General features: G+C 71.9%; 20 protein-coding genes. 15 read left to right on the forward strand and 5 right to left on the reverse strand.

Translation table 11 applies throughout. The features are described 5' to 3' along the window. From M8H82_RS34335 to M8H82_RS34345, 3 genes are all read left to right on the forward strand, one after another. Positions 1-854: CPBP family intramembrane glutamic endopeptidase (locus M8H82_RS34335; protein ID WP_250079295.1), on the forward strand; the 854-nt coding region annotated here is incomplete at its 5' end. Between the two features lie 79 nt (positions 855-933). Continuing rightward, entirely contained in the window at positions 934-1,935 is a 1,002-nt protein-coding gene (locus M8H82_RS34340) for a YdcF family protein (protein WP_250079297.1), read from the forward strand. A gap of 105 nt (positions 1,936-2,040) precedes the next feature. After that, positions 2,041-3,441 (forward strand): NAD(P)/FAD-dependent oxidoreductase, encoded by a 1,401-nt coding sequence (locus M8H82_RS34345; RefSeq protein WP_250079299.1) that lies wholly within the window; start codon positions 2,041-2,043, stop codon positions 3,439-3,441. A 62-nt stretch (positions 3,442-3,503) separates the two neighbouring features. Here M8H82_RS34345 and M8H82_RS34350 read toward each other — a convergent pair whose 3' ends face one another. The 3 genes from M8H82_RS34350 to M8H82_RS34360 form a co-directional block, all read right to left on the reverse strand. Beyond that, positions 3,504-4,250: an alpha/beta fold hydrolase gene (locus M8H82_RS34350; RefSeq protein ID WP_250079301.1), complete on the reverse strand. Its 747-nt coding sequence runs from the start codon at positions 4,248-4,250 to the stop codon at positions 3,504-3,506. A 107-nt stretch (positions 4,251-4,357) separates the two neighbouring features. After that, complete coding sequence (locus M8H82_RS34355) at positions 4,358-5,569, reverse strand: hypothetical protein (RefSeq protein ID WP_250079303.1); 1,212 nt, start codon at positions 5,567-5,569, stop codon at positions 4,358-4,360. Positions 5,570-5,714: 145 nt separating this feature from the next. Next, complete coding sequence (locus M8H82_RS34360) at positions 5,715-6,536, reverse strand: MerR family transcriptional regulator (protein WP_250079305.1); 822 nt, start codon at positions 6,534-6,536, stop codon at positions 5,715-5,717. 214 nt (positions 6,537-6,750) lie between these two features. Between M8H82_RS34360 and M8H82_RS34365 the strand changes: the two genes are divergently transcribed. From M8H82_RS34365 to M8H82_RS34390, 6 genes are all read left to right on the forward strand, one after another. Next, the gene (locus M8H82_RS34365) at positions 6,751-7,353 is read left to right on the forward strand and encodes a hypothetical protein (protein ID WP_374211735.1); all 603 of its coding nucleotides are present in this window, start codon (positions 6,751-6,753) and stop codon (positions 7,351-7,353) included. A 52-nt stretch (positions 7,354-7,405) separates the two neighbouring features. Further along, positions 7,406-8,155, forward strand: coding sequence for an MBL fold metallo-hydrolase (locus M8H82_RS34370; protein WP_250079307.1), 750 nt, complete (start codon positions 7,406-7,408; stop codon positions 8,153-8,155). 228 nt (positions 8,156-8,383) lie between these two features. Then, positions 8,384-8,512: a hypothetical protein gene (locus tag M8H82_RS36865; RefSeq protein WP_374211736.1), complete on the forward strand. Its 129-nt coding sequence runs from the start codon at positions 8,384-8,386 to the stop codon at positions 8,510-8,512. Positions 8,513-8,969: 457 nt separating this feature from the next. After that, the gene (locus tag M8H82_RS34380; RefSeq protein WP_250079310.1) at positions 8,970-9,224 is read left to right on the forward strand and encodes a hypothetical protein; all 255 of its coding nucleotides are present in this window, start codon (positions 8,970-8,972) and stop codon (positions 9,222-9,224) included. Positions 9,225-9,342: 118 nt separating this feature from the next. Beyond that, complete coding sequence (locus M8H82_RS34385) at positions 9,343-10,314, forward strand: LysR family transcriptional regulator (protein WP_250079312.1); 972 nt, start codon at positions 9,343-9,345, stop codon at positions 10,312-10,314. Then, positions 10,311-11,186: a serine hydrolase gene (locus M8H82_RS34390; RefSeq protein ID WP_250079314.1), complete on the forward strand. Its 876-nt coding sequence runs from the start codon at positions 10,311-10,313 to the stop codon at positions 11,184-11,186. Before M8H82_RS34385 ends, M8H82_RS34390 begins: the two co-directional genes overlap by 4 nt. Positions 11,187-11,343: 157 nt before the next feature. Here M8H82_RS34390 and M8H82_RS34395 read toward each other — a convergent pair whose 3' ends face one another. Further along, positions 11,344-12,183 (reverse strand): NAD(P)H-binding protein, encoded by an 840-nt coding sequence (locus M8H82_RS34395; protein WP_250079316.1) that lies wholly within the window; start codon positions 12,181-12,183, stop codon positions 11,344-11,346. A 316-nt stretch (positions 12,184-12,499) separates the two neighbouring features. On the opposite strand from M8H82_RS34395, the gene M8H82_RS34400 reads away from it, so the two are divergent. The 6 genes from M8H82_RS34400 to M8H82_RS36575 all read left to right on the forward strand — a co-directional run bounded on the left by M8H82_RS34400 (position 12,500) and on the right by M8H82_RS36575 (position 16,877). Then, positions 12,500-12,967 carry a cupin domain-containing protein gene (locus M8H82_RS34400; RefSeq protein ID WP_250079318.1) on the forward strand — a complete coding sequence of 156 codons (468 nt, stop codon included), beginning with the start codon at positions 12,500-12,502 and terminating at the stop codon, positions 12,965-12,967. Between the two features lie 248 nt (positions 12,968-13,215). Then, the gene (locus tag M8H82_RS34405) at positions 13,216-13,704 is read left to right on the forward strand and encodes a MarR family winged helix-turn-helix transcriptional regulator (RefSeq protein ID WP_250079320.1); all 489 of its coding nucleotides are present in this window, start codon (positions 13,216-13,218) and stop codon (positions 13,702-13,704) included. 513 nt (positions 13,705-14,217) lie between these two features. Next, positions 14,218-14,808 (forward strand): isochorismatase family protein, encoded by a 591-nt coding sequence (locus M8H82_RS34410; RefSeq protein WP_250079322.1) that lies wholly within the window; start codon positions 14,218-14,220, stop codon positions 14,806-14,808. 129 nt (positions 14,809-14,937) lie between these two features. Continuing rightward, a complete protein-coding gene (locus tag M8H82_RS34415; RefSeq protein ID WP_250079324.1) occupies positions 14,938-16,407 on the forward strand; it encodes an MFS transporter in 1,470 nt (489 codons plus the stop codon). A 138-nt stretch (positions 16,408-16,545) separates the two neighbouring features. Then, positions 16,546-16,734, forward strand: a complete 189-nt coding sequence (locus tag M8H82_RS34420; RefSeq protein WP_250079326.1) for an MbtH family protein — start codon at positions 16,546-16,548, stop codon at positions 16,732-16,734. 14 nt (positions 16,735-16,748) lie between these two features. Next, positions 16,749-16,877, forward strand: coding sequence for a hypothetical protein (locus M8H82_RS36575; protein ID WP_284049707.1), 129 nt, complete (start codon positions 16,749-16,751; stop codon positions 16,875-16,877). A 55-nt stretch (positions 16,878-16,932) separates the two neighbouring features. Here M8H82_RS36575 and M8H82_RS34425 read toward each other — a convergent pair whose 3' ends face one another. Beyond that, entirely contained in the window at positions 16,933-20,664 is a 3,732-nt protein-coding gene (locus M8H82_RS34425; RefSeq protein WP_250079327.1) for a S8 family serine peptidase, read from the reverse strand. Positions 20,665-20,882 lie beyond the last annotated feature (218 nt).

The raw sequence follows: 20,882 nt of genomic DNA on the forward strand, positions 1-20,882 counted from the left end.
TCGCGTCGCTGCTGCCGTTGGTGCTGCTGGTGGTGCGGTGGCCGGGGCGGCGTCCGGCGGGCACGGTGTCGTCGGTGACGGGGCGGCTGCGGTGGCGTTGGCTGGGCTGGTGCCTGGCGGCCGCGGTGCCGGCCATGGCGGTGCTGGCACTGGTACTGGTCCTTGTCCCGTTCGACGACACCTCGGGTGTGGCGGCGGAGCCGGACCGGTGGGTGGGCTGGTCGTCGTTCGCGGTGTCGATGGCGGTCGTGGGCGTGTGTGTGCCGTTCCAGGCGGCGGCCGAGGAGTACGTGTTCCGGGGCTGGATGATGCAGGCGGTGGGCGGGTTCCTGCGCTCGCCGTGGTTCGCGGTGGTGCCGCAGGCGGTCCTGTTCGCCGCCGCGCACGGCTGGGGCACTGTGTGGGGCTTCGCCGATCTGTGCGTGTTCGGTCTGGTGACCGGCTACCTGACCGTGCGCACCGGTGGTCTGGAGGCGGCCATCGCCCTGCACGTGCTGAACAACCTGCTGGGCTTCGGTTTCGCCGCCGCCGTCGTCGGCGGGCTATCCGCTGAGGAGACCGCGGCCGATCTCCCCGCCCTCTTCGCCGTCATCGACATGACCGTCGTCGTCCTCTACGGGGCCCTCGTGCTGTGGCTCGCCCGCCGCCACCGGCCCCAGCGGATCTCCGCCGCGGTCCCGCGCCCGGCACCGATGCCCCTCTCCACCGCCCCGTACGGGCCGACGGCCGCGCATCACGCCCCGGCGGCCGGCCCGTACGCCCCGGGTCCCTACCACTCCCCCCTGCCCGGGGCACCGTACGGGCCCTCGCCCGTCCCCTCCCCGTACTCCCAACCCCCCGCCGACAGCCGGTGAACCGTGCTCCGTCCGCCGGCGTAGTCCTCTCGCCCTCGCCCCCGACCGGACCACCCCTGAAGACCAACAAGGACGTCACGTGCTGATCTACGCCATGGCGGCCATGGCGCTGCTGCTCTTCCTCATCGGAGTCGCCCGCGACCTCCGGCGCTTCGGCAACGCGGTCCTCCTGGGCCTGTTCCTGGCGCTGCTGAGCGCCGGCCTCCTCACCGACCTCCTGGCGGCGCACACGGGGCCCCTCATGGTGTACGGGGCGTTCAGCGCCACCATGCTCACCCTGCTCGGCTTCCTCGCACTCGTCGCCTATCTCATCGGCAACGGGGTGCAGATGGCACGCAAGGAAGGCAGACGACCGGCGAACCTGCTGTCGCTGCTGGCGGGCCTCACCGTCCTCGGCGTCTGCTCGCTGCTGCTCGCCGCGCTGACCACAGGATCCCGCTCGCTCGGCACAGTCGCCGCCATCGCCACGGTGCTGTGCGTGTACTTCTCCTTCCTCTTCGCCTGCTTCGTCTGCTACGGCTACCTCTACGGCCGACTGCAGGTGAAAACCCCCCTCGACTACATCGTCGTCCTGGGCTCCGGACTGATCGGCGGCAGCCGCGTCCCGCCGCTGCTCGCCGGCCGCCTCGACAAGGCGCACGCCCTCTACGCCGAGCAGACCGCCCGCGGCCACACCCCCGTCGTGATCACCTCGGGAGGACAGGGGCCGGACGAGGACATCGCCGAGGCCCACGCAATGGCCGCCTACCTGACCGAGCGCGGCCTGCCGTCCTGGGACATCGAACCGGAGGCGGAATCCCGCACCACCGAGGAGAACCTCCGCAACAGCCGGGCCATCATGGACAAGGACGGCGGCGGCTACCGGTGCGCGATCGTCACCAACGATTTCCACGCCTTCCGAGCCGCGCTGCTCGCCCGCTCCCTCGGCGTGCCGGGCCATGTACTGGGCGCACCCACGGCCGCGTACTTCAGACCGAGTGCCACCCTGCGCGAATTCACCGCGGTGGTCCTCTCGCACAAACGCCTCAACGCCGCTGCCTGCGCGCTGCTCGCCCAGCAGTGCTGGGTGTCCCTGTGGTGACGGCCCGCCCGGGAGGCCGGAACCGGTCACGAAAGTGAACTGTCGAATGAGCAATGATCCGCCGGATGCTCCGACCGAAGACAGTCACAGTTCCAAGGAGCCCACATGGCACACGTCCTGGTGATCGGCGCCGGCATCGTCGGCAGTTTCGCGTCCATGGTCCTCGCGCACGAAGGCCATCGGGTGACCCTCCTCGACCGCGACCCGGTCGACACCGGCGCACCGGAGTCCCGCCAGGGCGTCAAGCAGTACGAGCAGACCCACATCCTCATGCCGGGCGGTGCCCGCATCCTGGACCAGGAGACGCCCGTCGCGGTGCGCCGCATCCTGGACGCGGGCGGCCGCGCCCACGACATGCTCGCGGGCGTATGGGCCGCCGGCACTGTCGGTCCGCGCCGACCCGGCGATGAGCAGTACGAGACGTACGCCGCCCGGCGGCCGGTGCTGGAAGCCGCCCTCCAGGGAGCCGCCGCGGACACCGAGGGCGTCACCCTGCGCGCCGGTTCCCGGGTGCGCGCGCTGCTGACCGGCGAGCCGCGTGTCGTGGGCCGTCCGCACGTCACCGGCGTCGTCACCGACGACGGCACCCGCATCGAAGCCGACCTCGTCGTGGACGCCTCCGGGCGCCGCACCGAACTGCCCGCCATGCTGGAACGGCTCGACGCGACGCCCCTGGTCCACCGTGAGGAGACCGGGTTCCGCTATTACTCGCAGTTCTTCCGCGCCGACGACCGCGGCGTGCCCGCGTCCCGTTACTGGCCGCTCACCCACCACGACAGCGTCTCCGTCATCACCGCCCCCGGCGACGGTGACCACTGGTCGGTCACCCTGGTCACCTCCGGCCGCGACCAGGACTTGCGCCGACTGAGCGACCCCCACGTGTGGGACGCCGTCCTGGCCCTGTACCCGGAGGCCGCGCACTGGTCCGAGGGCGTCCCTGAGGGTGACGTCCGCATCATGGGCGGTACGGGGACCACGCACCGCCGGTGGGTGAGCGACGGCGAGCCGGCCGTCACCGGCCTCGTCGCCGTCGGCGACGCCCACATGACCCTCAACCCGCAGTTCGGCATGGGGATGACGGCCGGACTCGGCCAGGCCCAGGCCCTGCGGGATGTCGTACGCCGTACCGGGCTGGGCGACCCCGCCGACCTCGTCCTCGCCCTGGAAGCCGAGCTGGAGGAGCGGTTCTGGCCGATGTGGCTTGACGGCGACACCTGGGACCGGCACCGGCTCGCGGAGATCGACGCCGAGATCCGCGGCGAGTCGTACACGACCGACGACCCCGCCTGGGCGCTGCGCACCGCGCTGGACACCGCGGCCACGCTCGACGCCAACGTGGTCCGCGGCTTCGGCCGGGTGGCCTCCCAGCTCGCGTCCGCGGAGGCGGCGCTCATCAAGCCGGGCCTGGTACAGCGGATCGTCGAACTTGCCGCCGGGCGCCCGCGTTACGCGGCCGGGGCACCGGACCGAGCGCGGCTGCTGGAGACGGTCGGCCGCGCCGTCTGAGGCATGGCCCGAGCGGACCCGGTGGCGGGCGGGGGTGGTTCTCACCCCCGCCCCCCGGCGGCTCAGTCCAGGGAGTCCCAGAATGTGGTCAGCTCCCACGCGCTGTGGTCGGGGTCCTCCAGCATCCACCAGTGCCCGAGGTGGGGGAGTTCGACGTGACGCGCGCTGAGGACATCGGCCGTCTGCTTCGACATCTCCGGATCCTCGACGTGGTCCTTCGTCGGGATCAGCACCAGACCGGGGCTGTCCGGAGCACCGGTCGTCACACCCCAGTCGGCGAAGACGTTCGGCGCGGCGGAACGGTACAGCGACAGGATCGCGTCGCACATCGTTCGGTCGATCCGCCCGCTCATGGCCAGCGCGTGCTCCTCGGGCACGCCCCAGCCGCGCATCGCCGACGCGGTGCTTTCGGGATGCGTCGGCGGCGTGGTCAGCGCGTGCTCCATGAACGCCTCGCCCGCCTCGGGCGTCAGCCAGATCCGGGCCAGGTCGTGCCAGACATAGGTGGGGTGATAGACGCACGCCACGTCCATCACCCAACTGCGCAGCCGCACGGACCGGGTCGTGGCGACACGGGCCGTCAGCAACGCGCCCCAGTCGTGGCCGACGAGGTCGATCGGGCCGTCCAGCTCCTTCAGAGCGCCGACCAGCCAGTCGGCGTAGAACTCCTTCGTCGGAGTGGCCCCCTCCGGGAGCGGGGTGCCGAAGCCGGGCAGGGACAGCGCGACGCTGTCACGGCCGAGCAGGGGACGCAGTTCCTCCCAGACCTCAGGGGTCTCGGGGACGCCGTGGACCAGGACGACGGGCATGGGTGGGCTCCGCTTCGCTTCGGGGACCCGATGCGCGCGTCATGTGCCGCACCGGTGGACTCATCACTGACTACGTCCTCACAAACCGGCGGGTTCGGCCCGCCCGGTCAACAGCCGTTGAACAGGGACGGAGCCCGCCACACGGTCCCCGACGAGGACGTCGTCGCGCGCGTGTAGCCCGCAGCGGTCACGCGGGTTCCGAACGGCACGCTGAGGATGGTGACGCCGCATCCGTCCGCCGCCGTCAGCCGCCACACCTGCCCGCTGTCCTCGGGGGTGCAGTCGGAGAGGTACAGCTTGCTGCCGTCGGTGTCCAGACAGCGGTTGGCGCCGACGTGCTTGAGCAGGTACGTGCCGACGCCCGTGCCGCGGCGGCTCCAGCGGTGCGGCCCGCACGAGTCCTGCCCGACGGCCCGGGCGTCTTGCCGCGCCAGGCACTTGCCGGTCGCCGAAGCCGCCAGCGTGTGGCTCGCCGTCTCCCACTGCCCCGTGGCCACGGGGGTCATGCGCGGGGCGGGGGCCTCGGCCGTCGGCTGACCGTCCGGATCGGAGGCGGGCCGGCCACCGGTATCGGAACCCTCGTCACCCGCGGCCGGACCGGGGTCCGCGCCGTCGCCGGCCGGTCGCTCCTCACCCAGGGAGCCGTCGTCCCCGACCGCACTGTCGTCGCTCTTGCCGGCCTGGCCGTCCTCACCCCGTCCGTCACCGGACGCGGACGGTTCCCCGCCCGACTCCGGGAGCACCGGGGGCAGGTCACCGAGCGGATCGGAGACCGGGGCGTTCCCGCCCGCGGACTCGGCCGTCACGTGGTCGGAGTCACCGCCTCCCTGGGCCAGCAGCACGGGCACCGCGACGCAGAGCGCGACGGTGAGGGCGGCGGCGGCCAGCACCGGCGTACGGCGCCGGCCCGCCCACTGCCTCAGCCCGCCCGGCCCGTTCCCGTCCCTGTCTCCACCCCTGTCCTCGTCGTCACCGAACCGGTCCTCGTGCCGATCACTGTCGGACTGCAGGGAATCACGCGTGCCGAACGGCTGGAACGACTCGAGTTCGCCCTCGCTCTCGCTCCCGCCCTCGTGCCTGTCCTCGGGTGCGGGAGACGGGCGGCCGAACGCACGCAGATGACGGATCAAGCCCCCGCCCGTGCGGCGTGCGGCGGGCGGTTCCAGCTCGTCGCCGAGGTCGCCCGCCACCATGGGCAACACCACCTCACGGCGTACCAGCCAGTCCTCACCAGCCGGTTCGGGCCCGTGCTCGTTCTCCGTGCGGCGCGGCTGTCGGTCACCGGGCTGCCAACCGGCGGACGTCAATGTGGTCTCCATTCGTTCTCCGTCGGGGCCGAAGGCCGTCCGCTGCGCGGTGCTGTCCGGCCGTTGCTCTCATGGCAGAACTACGACGGCACCGCGTTTCGGTTCAGTGGCCCCTCACCGGCCCCGGGTCCAGCCGGTCCGCTCCTGTCGAGGCGTCCTACGGGACCAGCACCTCGGCCGCCAGCTCCGTCCCGGTCCCGTCCTCACCCAGCACATGCCGAGGGCGGGCCAGGTCGACGGCCAAGTCCTTCCCGACCGCGTACCGGGCGAGCCGGTCGAATGCCATCGCCAATTTCGCCGTGCTTTCCCGCCCGGGGACGACGACCGACACCTCGTCCCGCGCCGCGGAGACCGCCCGGCGCACGGACTTCGGCAAGGGCGCCGTCCCCAGGTCCTCACCGTCGGGACCGGCGACCGGCACGGCGACCGTCCAGTCCGGGCCGCCGGGCGTCCACACCTTCCGTTTCTCCTCCGCGGTGTCCAGCGCGAACCGCTTCCACGGCCTCCCCGTGACCCGCAGTCCCCGTGCCCCGGCCACGCCCACCAGTTCACGGGCGGCGACCCGTACCCGCTCGCCGGCCTCCTCGTGGTCGGCCCCGCCGGGCACCAGCACCGTCAGGACCTGGGCCGCGGGCACCGTACGACGCTCGACGCGCGGCCATACGGTGACCAGGGCATGCGCATCGGCCAGGGCTTCGTCCTCGCACTGCCGCTGCCGCCGCAGGGCGTCACGGTGCCGGGCGAGCAGCTCCGGCAGGGCACCGGTGTCCTCGAGCGCCCGCCTGACGTCCCGCACGGTGAGGCCAGCCCGCCGCAGGGCGGCGATGAGCACCGCCCGCTCGACCTGGCCGAGGGTGTAGAACCGGTACCCGGTCTCCGCGTTGACCCGGGCGGGCGGCAGCAGCCCCTCCGCGTGGTAGTGGCGCAGGGTCTGCGGCGACAGCCGGGACATCTCGCTGAACTCACTGATCGACAGCATCACCGCTCCAGAGTGCGCCCTGCGGTAACGAGAAGGTCAAAGCGGCGGCCGGGACATTGAACCCGGCCGGCCGTCATGGCGTTGAAACGGATGACCGGGTCGTGGGGGCTCGGGCAAGAGGTTCCCGGTCTCCTGGGGAGGGGGCCGGGAACCTGACCACCGGTTCCCGGGCGAGCAGACGCCCGACGTGTGCCGGGCAGACCGGGAGGCTCTGGTGGACGACATAGTCATGCAGCGGCAGGAACGCTTCCATGTGCGGCAGGAGATCGCCCTCGGGGTCAACAAGTACGAGGTGACCACCGTCGCCCCGGACGGCTCCGACGGGGAGAGCGCCGCCTTCGCGCAGCAGAAGCGGCTGACGCTGAAGGAACAGGTGACCTTCTACGACGACGGCGCGAAGGAACGCGTCCGCTTCGCCTTCAAGGCACGCGACGTCGTCGATCTCGGCGCCGGGTACGACGTGACGGACGCGGACGGGCTGCTCATCGGCTCCTTCGAGAAGAAGTTCCGGTCCTCCCTGCTGCGGTCGACGTGGGTGCTGCGCCAGGAAGGTCAACCGCCCCTGACCGGCCGGGAACGCAGCACCTTCGTCGCCGTCCTGCGCCGCGTCTGGCAGGTGATCCCCTTCGTGGACATCCTGCCGTTCGCCTGGCCCTACCACTTCGACTTCGCGGGCGACGACGGCACCACGGTGATGTCCCTGACGAAGAAGTTCGGCCTGGTCGACCGGTACGTCCTGGACATCGCCTCGCCCGGCCTCGACCGCCGCCTCGCCATCGCCCAGGCCGTCGCCCTGGACGCGCTCCAGTCCCGCTGACCTGGCGGCCGGAGCACCGAGCAGCCCGCAGTACCGACGACAACGAGGACCCATGCGCGCCGACATCCGCCAAGTCGCCGACGGCACCTACCTGGTGCACGGCAGCAACACCAACTGGATCATCCTGACCGACGGCGGCGAGGCCACCCTCATCGACACCGGGTACCCCGGCGACCGCGCGCTCCTGCTCGCGTCACTCACCGAGGTGGGCAGCTCTCCCGACCGGGTGGCGGCCGTCCTGCTCACCCACGCCCACAACGACCACCTGGGCTCGGCCCAGTACCTGCGCACGACGTACGGCACGCCGGTCCTCGCCCACGAGGACGAGGTGCCGCACGCCCGCCGGGACTTCCTCCACCAGGTTCCCGTCGGCACGGTGCTGCGCAACGCCTGGCGGCCCGGCGTCCTGCCGTGGGCCGTGCACACCCTGCGCGTCGGCGGCACCGCCCAGCACCCGGTCACCGAACCCCGGCCCTTCCCCGCGGCCGGCGCGCTCGACCTGCCCGGTCGGCCGGTGCCGGTCCCCACCCCCGGCCACACCCTGGGCCACTGCGCCTACCACCTGCCCCACATCGGAGCGGTTGTCTCCGGGGACGCCCTGGTGAGCGGTCATCCGACCTCCCGGGTCACCGGCCCGCAGCTGCTGCCCGACATGTTCCACCACGAGCGGGCCCGCGCCGTGTCCTCGCTCGACCTCCTGGAACCCCTCGACGCCGACCTCCTCCTCCCCGGTCACGGCCCCGCCCACCGGGGCCCGGTCGCGCGGGCCGCCGAACAGGCACGGACCAGGGCCCTGGCCTGACCTGGTCCTCGACGTCCGGCGCCGACGGACGCGTCCGTGACTGGCTCGCTCCCCACCTCGCGTGGACGATCGGCCCGGTGGTTTGCGCGTCCGGCATTTCGTCCGACCCGGGTGAGCCCGCTCCCCCTGGATGGAGCACGTTGCAGCAGGGAACGGGCTGTGGACCCTGGACGCCGCGAACTGCGGTTCCTCGGCGGCGGCCGCGCCCGCTCTCTTTGACACATACCCGTGCAGATCCGCAGGACCGCGGACAGCACCCTGGTCGTACCCGTCGACACGGCCCGTCTGATCGCCGAAGGAAAGGTGGACCAGCGGCTGTTCGACGTCATCGAGCTGAGCCGGGCCGCCACCCGCTAGGTCGGCTATGAGAAGGGTGCTGCCGCCACCACCCGGGATGACGTCCGCGACGCGGGCACCCTGCGCCGCACCCTGAAGGGACTGCGCGTGGACGCCGTGCGCCTCCGGCATCGCGCACGTCTGGTTGAAGCTGACCGTCAAGAAGTGCAAGGTGACCGTCAAGAATCCCGCCAAGGGCAGGACGATCAGCTACCGGGCCTCGGTCACAGACAAGAAGGGCAACACGTCGACGGTCGCGATCCACAACGCGTACCGCGGCATGTGACGCCCTGACCGGTCCCGGCCGGACCTGACCACCTCCGACCCGCACAGCCCGTCGGCGGCCGCCCCCGTCCACGGCCGTCGGCCCGCGGATTCAGCCTGGGACGGTGAACCCCGTCGGCCGCACCGGCGTTGCCATGGAGGAGACCCCCGCCGCCAGGCAGGCGGGTGGCCGACGTGGAACAGGAGTACTCGTATGGACGGCGTACCGGCCCGGACGACTGCCGAGGAGATACGCACTGGTGACACGGTGCTGGTGACCCGGATCCTGCCGGACGGCACGGTCCACCGCTTCGCAGGCGCCCTGGACCTCACCGGCCCGCCGGGCGGCTTCAGCGTCACCGGTGAGGACCTCGCCACCGGCCTGCGCACGCGCGGCTACTTCCTGGCCGAGGACACCTCGCCGGGCACGCGGCAGTACGTGGAGAGGCTGCCCTCGACCGTCGGCTGAACCCCGTCCGCGGTACGTCAGCCGGGCGGGCTGCGGCGCTGAGAAGTCCCTTTCCCCGCTCACTCATCACATACGGATATGGATGAAGTTCTATCGCGCGTGCATATCATTGCCGCTCGTGGATCTGATACGGCACCTGGAGTGCTTCGTGGCGGTGGCCGAGGAGTCGCACTTCGGCCGTGCCGCGTCCCGGCTGGGCATGGCACAGCCGCCGCTGTCCCAGCGCATCCAGCGCCTCGAACGCGAGCTGGGCGTACGGCTCTTCGACCGCACCAGCCGCCACGTCTCCCTCACCAGGGCGGGCACGCTGCTCCTCCAGGACGCCCGCGACCTGCTCCTGCGCGCCGAGGCGCTGCGCGGCACCGCACATCGGATCAGCCAGGGCGAGAGCGGCCTGCTGCGCGCCGCGCTGCCGTCCGACATCTCCGGCGAGACCGTCGCCGCCGCCCTGGCCGACCTGCGCACCCGCCACCCCGGTGTCCAGGTGCAGCTTCACGAGCTCACCACCTCCGGTCAGCTCGCCGCGCTCGCCGCCCACGAACTCGACGTCGGACTCATCCACCACCCCTGCGACGTCACCGGCCTCGAACTGGGCCCGGTGCTGCGCCGGGAACTGGGTGTGCTGCTGCCGCGGCATCTCGCCGCCGCCGCGCTCACCGAAGTCCCGCTGACCGCGCTCCAGGGTCACGGCCTGGCCCTCTTCCCTCGTGCCGACGCCCCCGCGCTGTACGACGACGTCCTGACCACCTGCGCCCGCAACGGCTACACCCCGCCCGCCGTCCGCCACGGGCAGGGATCAAGCTTCGTACGGGGGTTGATACTGTCGGCCGATGTCATCGCGTTCGCGCCCCACGACCCCGCCCGACCCGATGTCGGCGGTGCTTCGGATCCGTCCGTGGTCTGGCGCCCCTTGGCCGGAGCGCCGCTCGCGCTGCGTTCGTCCGTGGCCTGGCTTCGTGGCCGGGGTGACACCGCCGTCCAAGCCTTCGCCGAAGCCGTCGGCGACGCGCTGAGGGCGACCGCAGGGGCCGGCCCGGAGATCCCCGACCGTCCCTTGCACCTGCGCCCGGTAGCGGAGTACCTGTTGTGACGCCCTCTCTCGTACGCCGCATCCACGCCGCCTTCGGTGAGGCGGGTGTCACTGGCAGTCTGCACGCCGTGGACGTCGACTCCGGCGCACAGGTCGACGCGGGCGCCGACGCGCCGGTCGTCACCGCCAGCGTGCACAAGCTGTGCCTGCTGGTGGCCCTGTACCGGCAGGCCGCCGACGGAGTGGTGGACCTGATCGAGCAGATCGAGTGTTCCGTCGCCGGGCGGACGGCGGGTCCGACGGGCCTGGCCGCCCTGCTCGACCCCGTACGCCTCTCGCTGCGGGACGCGGCCCAGTTGATGATGACCGTCAGCGACAACGCGGCGGCCGACCTGTTGATGGACCGCGTCGGAACGGAGGCGGTCAACCGGTCCACGGCCGCTCTGGGACTGGAACAGACCCTCGCCCTGCACGACTTCGACGCCATGCTCGCCATGCTCCGCGAGGACATCGGCCAGGGCGGCCCCGCCGCCCTGCTCACTCCGCACGTCCTCGCCCGGCTGCGTGTCCTGGACCCGGCCCGCACCAACCACAGCACCCCGCGCGACATGACCCGGCTGCTCACCGCCGTATGGACCGACGCTGCCGCCCCGGCGGAGCACTGCGCCGCCATGCGCCGCGTCATGGGCCTTCAGGTATGGCCGCACCGGCTGGCCTCCGGCTTCCCGTTCGACGACGTACGCGTGGCGGGCAAGACCGGCAGCCTGCCGACCGTGCGCAACGAGGTCGGCGTCGTCGAATACCCGGACGGCGGCCGGTACGCCGTCGCCGTCTTCACCCGCTCCGCCTCCACCGCCGCCAACCTGCCGGGCGCGGACGCCGTCATCGGCACGGTGGCACGCATGGCGGTGGACGCCCTGCGCGCCCGCTGACTTTTCGCGGCCCGTTTCCGCGACGACGGGGCGCGGTGTCTTACGGGCAGACCGGAAACGGCGGGCGCGGACCGGTCAGGCGAGGATGCTTCGTGCATCCGCTCCTGACGGTCCGCGCCCGCCGTTTCGAACCGGGACCGACCTGTGCCGGCACGCCTCAGCGGGCGGCCAGGTCGGACGCGGCGCTGTCCTTGATGGTCCGGGCCGCGTGCCCGGTGAGGGTGGGCACGTCGTCGTTGACCTCGGCGGACGACTTCTGGCAGATGTTCAGCAGGTCGGCGATCCACCAGTCGGGCCGGCCCGCCGCGCGCAGCTCGCTCCAGGCACGGTCCGTGTCGACGTAATCGATCTCGATACCGATGCCGAGGACGGAGGAGATGGCGTCGGCCGCGTCCTGGGTGGTGATGGTGGCCGGGCCGGTGGGCACCACGATCTGCCCGGTGAGCGGCTCGGTGGTCAGCAGAACCGCGGCCGTGTCGGCGATGTCGGCGGCGTCGACCATGCCGACCGGCCGGCCGTCCGGGATGTAGGTGAGCAGCTTGCCCGAGCGCAGGGCGGCCTGGTCCAGGAGCAGGTTCTGCTGGAAGTACTGCGGACGCAGGACGGCGTGCGGCAGCCCGGACTCGCGCAGCGCCAGCTCGCCGTCCCAGTGCCAGCGGCCCATGTTCCATTCGGAGTCCGCGCCCGTGTCGTACGCGGAGAGCTTCACGACGCGGCCCACACCGGCCTTCGCCGCCGCGGTGACCTGGATGCGCTGCCACTCGACCTGCCGCTCGCTGGGCGGTGACATCAGGAAGTAGGCGTCAGCGCCCTCGACCGCCCGCTGGACGGCCTTGGCGTCGCTGAAGTCGGCTTCCACGACCTCCAGGCCGCCACCCGGGGCGAACGCGAAGGTCTCACCAGGACCGACGACCGCCCGCACCTCATGACCCGTGGCGCGCAGGCGCTGGACGATACGACTGCCGACATTACCGGTTGCTCCGGTTACGGTGATCATTTGAGCTGTCCCATCTCTGTGACGTGCGACCAGGGCACATGACACCTCGCCCGGGTCCGGCCCCCACGCTTTGGTGGCCGACCACTTAATAGTACTTGCTCGGACAGGTTTTAGATAGTCGAGCGGTACGCCTTCTCTCCGGCGACCTGAAGGGTGCCGACGTGGCTGCTTGCCTATGACTGCTCGAACATGTAACTGGTCCTCGTTCGCCTTGCCTCCCGGCGCGCTGCGCCGTACAGTCCAGTTAGTTGCTCGGACAGGTAAGCGCGGAAGTGGCGGTTTCCCGGGCCGAGCCCGTTCATAGGAGATGATCAAGATGAGCATGCCGTACCTGGCTCAGGCGGACGAACAGCAAAAGCTCGAATGGATCGGCGGAAGCACCTTCTCCGTGCTGCTCGACAGCGCGGCGACCGAGGGGAAACTGACGGTCGGCCGCTTCCACGTCAGCAAGGGAGAGGCCCCGCCCTTCCACATGCACACCCGGGAGGACGAAGTCTTCATGCTGATCAGCGGCAGCGCGCTGCTGTGGGCGGGGGACGAGCAGATGGAGATGACCGAGGGCGGCATCGTCTACCTCCCGCGCAACATCCCGCACGGTTACCGCATCACGTCCGACACCGCCGACCTGCTCATGATCGCGACACCGGCCGGCATCGAGGGCATGTTCCGTCATGCGGGACGTGACGTCACGACGCCCAGACCGGAGGGCTTCCAGCTGGACCCGGCCAAGATGGCGGAGGCCGCGGACAAGTACGGCCAGGTCGTCCTCGGGCCGCCCCGCTGAGGGCGCGACAGCCCGCTGGTGCGGGTCTCCACAGGCGGCGGCTTCGGCGGCCGGGCGCGCACGGCGTCCGGTCACCGCAGCCGCCGACCTCATTTTCCCTCCCGTACTGTGCCCGCCCTGTTCGCCGGTGCCTCGGAGGCACTTACCTGCTCGGACATCCTTGCTCTGTAGGGTGGGGGGCTGTTGTCGACGGGAGGTCTGTCGTCATTCGGAGAAAAACTCCGAGAGGAAGAGAAGGGGCAGTGCCCATGTCCGACGTACCCCGCCGGGAGATCGACCAGCCGGCCACCGCCGTGAGCGGTCCCATCAGTCACGCGATCTTCCGTGTCGCCCGTCTGCACCGCATGCTGGCCGGCACGCTGCTGCGCGACGTAGGTCTGTACCCCGGCCAGGAGCTGGTCATGATGCAGCTCTGGGACACGGGAGCGCAGCGCCAGACGGACCTGGCCAAGGTGCTCGACTCGGACGCCGCCACGATGACGCGCACGGTCCAGCGCCTGGAGAAGGCCGGGTTCGTGCGGCGCAGCCCCGACCCCACCGACAAGCGGGCCTGCCTCATCGAGCCCACCGCGGCCAGCCAGGCGCTGCGCCGGCAGGTGGAGGAGGTGTGGCACCGGCTGGAGGAGCTGACGGTCGCCGACGCGCCCGTCGACGGTCGGCGCGGGCTGCTCGATCACCTGCTCACCGTGGAGAACAACCTGCTCACCGCCGCGGAAGAGCTGCGCTCGCAGGACTGATCCGCACGGCGCCGTCGGACCGAGCCAGTTGGGCCCGTCCGGCGGCGCCGTCGCATGTCCGCCCCGCCGCGGACTCGGCAGTTCTGCCGCGAGCAGGCCACCACCCCCGTGGCCGTCGTCGACACGAGGGCGGGTGCCGCTCGCCGGGCCCGGACACCGTGCGGCTGTCCAGGCCCGCTCGGGCCGGGACAGCCCGCCTTGCCAGCTGACCCTGTTCCTTGTCCGGGCGTTCAACTTCCGTGCGACGTGCGCCCCCGCGGGAAATCCCACCCAATCCCCGCCCGGCGCCTTGTTGTTGCCCGACCCCCTGAAAACCTGCTCCGAGCTGCGGTGATGATGCGACCCCAAGGTCGGGGACCGCCCATGTAGATGTCCGAGCAAGTTTTTTTTGGCCGAGGGCTTGCATCCCGTGATGGCAGGGGTCTAATCTCCAGTTATCTGCTCGAGCAAGTAACTGCTCAAGCGTCAGGGTTGCAGCACATTGCTTGCACCGCACAACAAGGAGACACCGTCATGGCACTCGACCTCTTCACCCCCGAAGACACCGCCATCGTCCTCATCGACCACCAGGTCGGCACCATGAGCTGGGTGGGCTCCATCCCCTTCGAGGAGATGAAGACCAACGCGCTCGCCCTGGCCAAGGCCGCCAAGGCCCTGGACATCCCCCTGGTCCTCACCACCTCCATGGAGGACCACGCCCAGGGCCCGCTGCTGGAGGAGTTCGCCGAGATCGCCCCGCAGGAGTACAAGGACCGCATCCAGCGCACCGGCGTGGTCAACTCCATGGACGACCCGGCCTTCGCCGCCGCCGTCAAGAACACCGGCCGACGCAACCTCATCATCGCCGGTGTCACCAACGACGTCTGCACCGTCTACCCGACCCTCACCGCCCTGGAGGAGGGCTACAAGGTCCGCGTGGTCGCCGACGCCGGCGGCTCCATGACCAAGCTGGCCGACGACACCGCCCTGCGGCGCATGGAGAACGCCGGCGCCGTCATCGCCTCCATCAACACCGCCCTGACCGAACTGGCCGTCAACTGGGCCTCCCCCGCCGGCCAGGCACTCCTGCCGGTCGTCGTCGAACTCATCCCGCAGCAGCCGTAACCAGCACGCCACGCCACGCACATCAGCATCACCGCATGAGCACCAGGGCCGGGGGAGCGGGGGTCACACCCCGCCACCCCGGCCCCTGCCTGTCCGACCATCAGAAACACGCAAAAACGAGAAGGTGCCATGAAGACCCAGTCGTACGGACCCGCACTGACGGCCCTGGCCGCGTCCCAGTTCGTAGTGATCATGGGAACGTCCATCGTCAACGTCGCCCTGCCCGCAGTCCAGGAGGGCACCGGCCTGTCCGAGAGCGGTATGTCCTGGGTCGTCAACGCCTACGGCCTCGCCTTCGGAGCCCTCCTGCTGCTCGGCGGCCGCGTCGCCGACCTCCTCGGCCGACGCCGCGTCCTGCTGGGCGGCCTCGCCCTGTTCACGGTGTCTTCCCTAGCAGCCGGCCTGGCCACCGAGCCGTGGAGCCTGCTCACCGCGCGTGCGCTCCAAGGGGTGGGCGCGGCAGCGGTGGCCCCGGCATCACTCGCCCTGCTGCTCCAGCTCTTCCCCCCAGGCCCCGGCCGGGGCAAGGCCCTCGGCGTGTGGGGCGCGGTCTCCGGCGCCGGCGGCGCGGCCGGTGTGGTCATCGGCGGGCTGCTCACCGAGACCTGGGGCTGGCCCTCCATCTTCCACGTCTCGGCGGCCGGCACCCTGCTGGCCCTCGTCGCCACAGTCCTCCTGGTCAACGCCGGGCCGTCCGGCGGCCACGCGGGCGGCCGGCTCGACCTCACCGGCACGCTGACCATGAGCCTCGGCCTCGCCGCCCTGATCTACGGTCTGACCGCCGCCTCGGACTCCGGGTGGTCGTCCCGGCCCGTGCTCGTCTCCCTGGCGGCCGCCGCGGTCCTGCTCACGTCGTTCGCCGTCATCGAGACCCATCACCCCGCCCCGCTGCTGCCTCCCCGCCTCCTGACCCAGGGGCTGGTCACACCGGCCAACCTCATCATGGCGGTGTTCGGCGCCATCTGGCTCGGCATGTTCTTCTTCCTGCCCGTCTACCAACAGCGCGTCCTCGGAGCCGGCCCTCTGGAGACAGGCCTGTCGCAGCTTCCCCTCGCGGCGACCAACATCGCCGGTTCCGTCCTCGCCCCCCGCCTGGCCCGCCGTATCGGACCGTACGTCACCCTCGGCGCCTCCCTCGGCGCCCTGGCCGCCGGGCTGCTGTGGCTCGGGCGGATCTCCGCCGACGGCGGCTTCGTGGGCAACCTGCTCGGGCCCGTCATCGTCATCGGCCTCGGATCAGGCATCGCCTTCGTCCAGCTCACCGGCGTCGCGGTCACCGGCGTCCGGCCCGCCGACGCCGGCCTCGCCAGCGGACTGGTCAACGCCACCCGCCAGTTGGGCTCCACCGTCGGCCTCGCCCTGCTGACCACGCTGGCTGCGTTGGTGACCGCCGCCTCCTCCCACGGGGACCGGGCCGAAGCACTGACCGACGGGTACCGCACCGCCTTCCTGGTCTGCGGCGCCCTCGTCGCGCTCACCGCCTTGGCCGTCCCCCTGCTGGCCAGGAGGGCACGCCGGCAGGCGGCCGAGGCCACCACCGCCGACCGGGCCGAGGTGGCGCGGACGGACCCGAAGGCCCCCCAGCCCGCCGCACGGTGACACGCCGGGCGGCACGGAACACCGCCCGCAACAGTGTGAACCGCGGCCGCGGTTCCCCCGTAGTGAACGAGGACGGCCGCGTCCACCGCGCGCGGATCGGCGGCGGCTCACACCCTGGCGACACAGAGGACGTATCCGATGGCCGGTCCTTTCGAAGACCCCGACGTCTCCTACTTCGTGGTGACGAACGACGAGGGCGAGCACACCCTGTGGCCCGTGTTCGTGGACGTGCCCAAGGGGTGGAGGGTCGTCTTCGGGAAGTCCGGCCGGACGAACTGCCTCCAGTTCATCGAGAACGTGTGGGCCGACAGCGGTCGCAGGACCTGAACACAAGGAGACCCGTGAAGCCGTTCGCGTTCCAGGGCCGGCCGCCCACACCCCTGTACGAGGTGGCCGGGCTCCTGTTCGCCCGCGCGTTCCTGACCCTCTACTGGGGCACCGTCCACCGCGTCCGGCACCGCCGCCACTGACTCCGCCCGCCCAGGCCCGTGCCCCCACCCGACGGTGGGGGCACGGACCTGCCGGTCAGCGCAGGCCGAAGGCCCGGGTGATCGTCTGGGTCACGCCGTTGCCGATGCCGTCCCGGGCGGTCACCCTGAGGGTGACGTAGCCGGCGCCCTTCGGGGCGTGCAGCGCCGTCCGCCACGCACCGTCACGGCGGTCCAGACCGGCCCGGCGCCAGGTAGTCCCGTCGTCGTAGGAGACGTCGAGCACCAGCTTCCCGACGGCGGCGTCCGTACCCGGTAGGTGCGACGCGGACACTGTCAGGGCGGTGTGCCGGTCGGCCCGGCCCGCCCGGTCGGTGTCGACGCCGTAGTCGAGCTGGATCAGCGGCAGGGAAGCGGACGTTGCGCCGTCCGTGGCCGCGGAGGTGAAGTCCCACTCGGTCCTCGTGCGGGTCGAGTACGGACCGGCCCACGTACCCCGGTCGTTGTCCACCACCAGCCGGTACTGCAGCCGCCGCGCGGCCAGTCCGGACACCTGGAGGTACTCGGTGCCGCTCTCGTGAAGCAGCCGGCTGCCCTGCCAGAGCGCCGCCCGGTTGCGTACACCGGGGTTCCCGTACGTGTCCCCGACGTGACCGCCGCCGGAGTCGCCCCAGCCGGGCGCAGGGATGTAGACGGTGTCCAGGTGACGCGTCGGATGGTAGCCGAGGGGCGCCATGCGCGGACGCAGGACTGGCCCGAACCACCGCGTTCGCTCGGTCCGTCCGGCCTGGTAACGGACTGGGCCGAGGGACTGCTGGGTGATCTCGCCGTTGACGCCGGCATCCTCCACCCAGGCGCTGTTGCCGGCGGTGACCCAGTCGGTCCGCTCACCGTGGGCGGGAGCGGTGAGCGTGTTGCCGACGGTCCAGCCCTGCCACACGTCGGCACGGAACTCGCGCGCCTTCGCCTGACGGGGGTTGCGGAACGACACGTCCACCCGGGCCAGGTCCCGGTGCCCCGCCCTCCAGGTGGGATCGGCGGGGACAGCACCGGTCCAGTGGCGCACCACGTCATAGAGATAGCCGGTGGCGGGGTGGGAGGTGACCGTCAGACGGTCCCGGCCGTGCCGTACGGCGGCCATCAGGTCGGCGCCCTGCCCGGCGGTGAGCGTGGCCACCGTGAGCGGGGCCGGACTCGGCGGACTGTACGGGGTCTCGTCCCAGGGCTGCAGCCGGCCGGTGCCGTCATGGACGACCAGCAGCAGGCGTGCGCCAGCCGCCGCGGCGGACCGGGCCTGCTCCTCGACTGTGACAGTGTCACTGCGCCGCACCACCACGGCCTTGCCGCGCGCCTTCGGCCACGACCGCGCCGGGGCCGAGCCGTCGCCGGCGAGGACCACCGGCAGGAAGCGGGTGCCGGCCGGCAGCGGCTCGGCACCGCGCTTGACCAGCAGATCCCCGTAGGTACGTCCTCTTGTACCTACGGTCAGCGCCGGCTGCTCGAGACGCAGGCGCGTCCCGAACTCGAACTTCCCGTACGTGACCTTCCCAGCGGTGGGCAGCGCCCAGACGCTGTCGTAGGACGCGTCGGGCAGCACGGACGACTCGACCAGGCTGTCCGCGTACGAGCGGTGGATGTCGACGCGCGGCGCGACCATGGTTGTCCGCTGCGGCACGTGCGCGCGGACCTGCCGGGCCCGCTGGCCGTCCAGGGTCACCGTACGGTCCCGGTCCAGGCGCACATCGGTGAAGCTCAGCAGCGCCATGCCCTTGGACCCTCGCCCGTTGACGCCCCGCACGTCGGCGGTGAGCCAGCCGCTGTAGGAACTGGCGGGCAGGCGCGTGGTGGCGGTGCCGTCCGCGTTGAGTTCGAGAGAGGTGAAGAAGCGGTCGGCGACCAGGGCGACCTTGCCAGTGACCGGTGTGCCCGAGCGGTCCTTCGCGGTGATGGTCAGGTCGTGCCGCGGTCCCTCCTTTGCCGCGCCGACCAGCGTGCGGGTGCGGACCGCGCCGGTGGAATCGGTGCCTGTGAGGACACCGGCGACCGGCTGGTCGGCGGGCAGCCGGTCCAGGTGCACAGTCAGCGAGACGGCGGCCGTGCCGCGCGGGGGAACGGTGACACGGTCGGCGGACAGGCTGAACAGCCCCGCCGGAACACCGGAGCCGACGGCCAGATCCAGGGCGACCGGGACGTCACCGGTGTTGGTGTACGTCACCTTCCGGACCCGTGTGGCGCCCGGTTCGGTGGGCCAGGCGTGCAGGCCGGAGTGGACGCTGCTGGTGGCGAAGACCGTCGTCCGGGTCGCCGAGGCGACGTCGAGGCGCCCGCCGCCCGCCTGGAAGGGTGTGTACGCGGGTGTGGCGCGGGCACTGCTGACCAGAGCCTCCTTCAACTGCTGTCCCGACCAGTCGGGATGAAGGGCGGCCAGCAGCGCGGCGGAACCGGAGACGTGCGGAGCCGCCATGGACGTACCGCTCATGGTGGTGTAGTCGCCGGAGCCGCGCGGATAACTCGAGCGGGCCGCGACGATGCCGACACCGGGCGCGGTGATCTCGGGCTTCAGGCCCGCGTCGCCCTTGCGAGGGCCCTGACTGGAGAACTCGGCGAGACGGTCCGCGGAGTCGACGGCGCCGACGGTCAGCGCCGCGTCCGCCGCACCGGGGCTGGAGATGGTGCGCGGGGCTCCCGCGTTGCCCGCCGCCACGACGAACAGGGCGCCCGTCTCCCGGCTGAGCCGGTCGACCGCCTGGCTGAGTGGATCGGCGGGATCACCGCTGCTGCTCCCCATACTGAGGTTGACGATCTCGGCCTGACGGTCCCGGGCGGCCCACTCCATGCCCGCGATGATCCACGACTCATCGCCCCGGCCCTCGTCGTCGAGGACCTTGCCGACCTCCAGACGCGCGCCGGGAGCGACACCCCGCTCCTGACCGCCGGAGGCGTCACCGGTACCGGCGATGGTGGACGCGACGTGTGTGCCATGGCCGTTGTAGTCGGCGATCTCCGCGTCGTAAGGGACGAAGCTGGCGGTGCCGTCGATCCGGTCAGCGAGGTCGGGGTGGTCCGGGTCGACCCCGGTGTCGAGGACGGCGACCTTCACACCCCCGCCCGTGGTCCCCCGGGACCAGACCTCGGGCGCGCCGATCTGCGCGGTCGACTCAGCCAGGTCGGCCGTCACCTTGCCGTCCAGCCAGATCTTGGCCACGCCGCCGGCGAAGACCGGAGCACTCGACCGGCGCGCGGCGTCCGGTCCGCCGGTGACCGACTCCCAGAACTCCCCGGCTCGCGCACGCTCTTGTGTCAGGGACGCGCCCCGCACGCTGTCCAGCCGGCGCTCGACCCGGGAGCCGGGCACCTCAGGCAGCCGACGGGACTCGGCGGCGGCCTTGGTGTAGCCGATGATGAGCGGCAGCCCGGAGGAGTGCGCGTCGTCGTGGCCGTCCGCGATGAGCCGGGTCACGTCGAACAGCCGCCGGTCCAGCTTCCCCGCGGCGACGTAGGGCAGGACGGAGTCGGGGTAGACGTACGTGGAGCCGTCGACAACCGTGCGGGTGAAGCCCGTGGTGGTGCCGTTGGCGCCTTGGAAGGAGCGGACCTCCGTGCCGTCGGCGGCGGTGGCGACGGTGACCTTGTCACCGGTGATGAGGGTGACGGTGTGGGCGCGGCCGCTGCCGGGCGGCTGGGGGACAGGAGCCGAGGTTTGGACGGGCGGCACCGGGCCCTCGGGCGACGCGGACACCGCCGCCGTGGTGGGCAGCAGCCCCAGGGCCAGGGCGGTGGCCACGGCGAACGCAACCGGCCCGGGTCTGGGCAGGGGGATCTTGGGCATGACGACGACTCCTCGGATCGAAATGACGGGGACGGGCGAGCGGCGGAGCCGCGGTGACCGCCGGCGCGGTGCCAGCCGGCCGCCACGGGGCAGGCGGGACGTCCGCGCCCCGCGTCGGCCCCGTGGCGCCCTCTCGGGGCGCGCGGAGTCCCGGGCGGCGTTCTCGTCACGCTCTACGGCCGGACCGGCCCGAGGGTTCGAATCCGGCCACGGCCGAC

This window comes from Streptomyces sp. YS415 (assembly GCF_023544665.1).
In the GTDB taxonomy this organism is placed as follows: Bacteria; Actinomycetota; Actinomycetes; order Streptomycetales; family Streptomycetaceae; genus Streptomyces.

Coding starts and splice junctions, on each gene's coding strand:
- M8H82_RS34345 (WP_250079299.1), top strand. CDS start 2,041: ATGGCACACGTCCTGGTGATCGGCGCCGGCATCGTCGGCAGTTTCGCG.
- M8H82_RS34350 (WP_250079301.1), bottom strand. CDS start 4,250: ATGCCCGTCGTCCTGGTCCACGGCGTCCCCGAGACCCCTGAGGTCTGG.
- M8H82_RS34355 (WP_250079303.1), bottom strand. CDS start 5,569: ATGGAGACCACATTGACGTCCGCCGGTTGGCAGCCCGGTGACCGACAG.
- M8H82_RS34360 (WP_250079305.1), bottom strand. CDS start 6,536: ATGCTGTCGATCAGTGAGTTCAGCGAGATGTCCCGGCTGTCGCCGCAG.
- M8H82_RS34370 (WP_250079307.1), top strand. CDS start 7,406: ATGCGCGCCGACATCCGCCAAGTCGCCGACGGCACCTACCTGGTGCAC.
- M8H82_RS34380 (WP_250079310.1), top strand. CDS start 8,970: ATGGACGGCGTACCGGCCCGGACGACTGCCGAGGAGATACGCACTGGT.
- M8H82_RS34395 (WP_250079316.1), bottom strand. CDS start 12,183: ATGATCACCGTAACCGGAGCAACCGGTAATGTCGGCAGTCGTATCGTC.
- M8H82_RS34400 (WP_250079318.1), top strand. CDS start 12,500: ATGAGCATGCCGTACCTGGCTCAGGCGGACGAACAGCAAAAGCTCGAA.
- M8H82_RS34405 (WP_250079320.1), top strand. CDS start 13,216: ATGTCCGACGTACCCCGCCGGGAGATCGACCAGCCGGCCACCGCCGTG.
- M8H82_RS34410 (WP_250079322.1), top strand. CDS start 14,218: ATGGCACTCGACCTCTTCACCCCCGAAGACACCGCCATCGTCCTCATC.
- M8H82_RS34415 (WP_250079324.1), top strand. CDS start 14,938: ATGAAGACCCAGTCGTACGGACCCGCACTGACGGCCCTGGCCGCGTCC.
- M8H82_RS34420 (WP_250079326.1), top strand. CDS start 16,546: ATGGCCGGTCCTTTCGAAGACCCCGACGTCTCCTACTTCGTGGTGACG.
- M8H82_RS34425 (WP_250079327.1), bottom strand. CDS start 20,664: ATGCCCAAGATCCCCCTGCCCAGACCCGGGCCGGTTGCGTTCGCCGTG.